Origin of the sequence: Flavonifractor sp. An306 (assembly GCF_002159455.1) — a bacterium.
Lineage (GTDB): Bacteria > Bacillota > Clostridia > Oscillospirales > Oscillospiraceae > Flavonifractor.
Window position 1 is genome coordinate 1 of the sequence record NZ_NFIQ01000168.1, and the last position, 2,043, is coordinate 2,043.

At 54.8% G+C, this 2,043-nt stretch carries 2 protein-coding genes and 1 pseudogene; all 3 read right to left on the reverse strand.

Annotated features, from left to right (window positions below; all coding sequences use genetic code 11):
• Positions 1-106 precede the first annotated feature (106 nt).
• Positions 107-403 (reverse strand): annotated as a pseudogene (locus B5F88_RS19210) (recombinase); the annotation flags it as partial.
• Complete coding sequence (locus B5F88_RS19215; RefSeq protein ID WP_087937024.1) at positions 400-882, reverse strand: PcfB family protein; 483 nt, start codon at positions 880-882, stop codon at positions 400-402. The gene B5F88_RS19215 and the pseudogene B5F88_RS19210, both read right to left, overlap by 4 nt.
• 5 nt (positions 883-887) lie before the next feature.
• Positions 888-1,787 carry a DUF6017 domain-containing protein gene (locus tag B5F88_RS19220; protein ID WP_087937025.1) on the reverse strand — a complete coding sequence of 300 codons (900 nt, stop codon included), beginning with the start codon at positions 1,785-1,787 and terminating at the stop codon, positions 888-890.
• Positions 1,788-2,043: the final 256 nt, after the last annotated feature.

Below are 2,043 nucleotides of genomic sequence, written 5' to 3' on the forward strand. Positions count from 1 at the left end.
CCCACGGAAAGGCGGGAGTAAAGGGCGGTAATTTTGCTATAATCAGTCATGTGCATAACCTCCTGTGCGTCCATGTAGGTGTCCTTTACACTTAAAATTATGCACTCCAACGGGCACTCCCGTACTCGATGCCGCGGCGATATTTCTTGGCGTTTTTACCCTTGGAGTAGACCACCAGCCGGATCAGCACCGCGCCGGCGGCGCCCACACACAGGTCCAGCAGATGGAAACTGGGTGCCAGACTTGCAAAGGCCGCTGAAAAGCCCTGCCCGATATGGAGCAGCTTCTCCGATGCGTCAGCCCCAGGAGCCAGCCGCACGCCCTGGCAGAGCTTGTCAACGAGATACACAAAGACGAGATACGGAAGATTGAGGATGAGCTGCTTTTTCAGCTTATCGGTCATCGCGTCACCTCCCGGTCCTTGGTCTTGACCTTCTCCCGTTCCCGGTGTTTGGTCTTGGACTGTTCCTGAGCCTGGGTCAGCCGCTCCCGGATGGTGGGGCGCTTCTCCCGATCCAGGGTCATGGCGGTGAATTCCTTGAAGGCCGGCTGGAGCTGGTCCTTATCCTTCGCCTTGAAAAACACATAGTAATGCGGGGGCTCCGTGGTGGGGTCCTTCTTCAGGGCATAGTCGATGTCATACTTTTTCGCCACCACGGAAAACGCCTTGATGTTCTGTTCGGTGATCTCGATGTTGGTCAGGGAGGCCCCATGCTGTTTGAGCTGGTGCAGGGTCTGTTTTCCCTGGTGGAGGGTGCGCTGGGAGGGCTTTTTCTGCATCTCCTCCAGCACCTTTTTCACAGCCTTTTGGAGCAGGTCCGCCGTCATCTTGCCGGCCTCCACCGAGAGGGATACCGTCCGCTGCGTGATTTCTTCCTGCACTCACATCACCTCCGTTCTCCGCTGCCGTACATATCGTGGCTCACCAGGGAAGTGTAGTAGCTGTCGATGGTGGCCGGAGCGTTATACAGGGCAGCCAGCAGATATTTCTTGATGTTACGGACATAGGTGGTGTTCTCCCGCATACGGTCCAGCACATACTCGATGTGGGAACTGTTCAGCTTCAGGAACCGGGATTTGACCACCTCCGCCGGATAGTCGTCCCCGGCAATGCGGATCATCTCCCGATGGGAGCAAACCGTGTCCACCATGAGCTCCACAAGTTCATCCAGCCGGTCACGGTCCAGGCGCTCATTCTGTACGAGGATGTCATACTCGATGTTCTCCAAAATCAATTCCCGATAGCTCTCTCGCTCCTGCATCCAATCCCGTCCGGCCCTATCCGAGCCCCTGGGGGTTTGGGGGCTTGATAGGATAGGATTTGATCCTTCCGTACTTGATAAATCTTTTTTTGATTTATCTTTACTTGATTCTTTAGTATTTAATTGTGCGGGATTTTCCTGTTCAGGTTCTCCCAAGACAGGGGAAGCCTGTTCAGGATTATCCAAGACTGGATTTTCCCGTTCAGGTTTTCCCGGTTTAGGTTCCGGCGGTCTGGGCTGCTCCAGGATCGTGTACTCGATGGCGCCGAGCTGACCGTTTGCGTTGCGAACCCGCTGGCGGATCACATAGCCGTGTTCCTCCAGCTCCCGCACCCCGGCGCAGATGCTGTCAACGCCATCTTTGCAGATCCGAGCCAGCCCCTTGGTGGTATAGTCCCATTCCTCCGGCAAGGAGAGCATGAGGGAGAGAAGGCCCTTCGCTTTCAGCGAGAGCGACTTGTCCCGCAGGTGGTGGTTGGACATCACCGTATAATCACGGGTTTTCTCAATGCGGAATACCGCCATGTTGGATACCTCCTTCCTTCGGTTTTGAAAAGTGTTCGTTTCGGCGGATTTTCGCCCCTGTATCACCACCCCGCCTCCCATGAGGGAAAGAATATGGGCGGTTTCACTTTCGCCGCCCACAGGCAAAAAAACAGGGGATTTTCCACTCTAAAACGCACACTAAATTTGGGGATAGAAAAAGGGCGACTGTTAAAAAACAGCCGCCCAAAAGGGGGTCTAATACAAGTTATTTGCTATCCGGCAAGCCCGGAAACCG

What these genes read in the sequence shown, in the direction of transcription:
- B5F88_RS19220 (WP_087937025.1), bottom strand. Translation starts at nt 1,787, where the DNA reads ATGGCGGTATTCCGCATTGAGAAAACCCGTGATTATACGGTGATGTCC.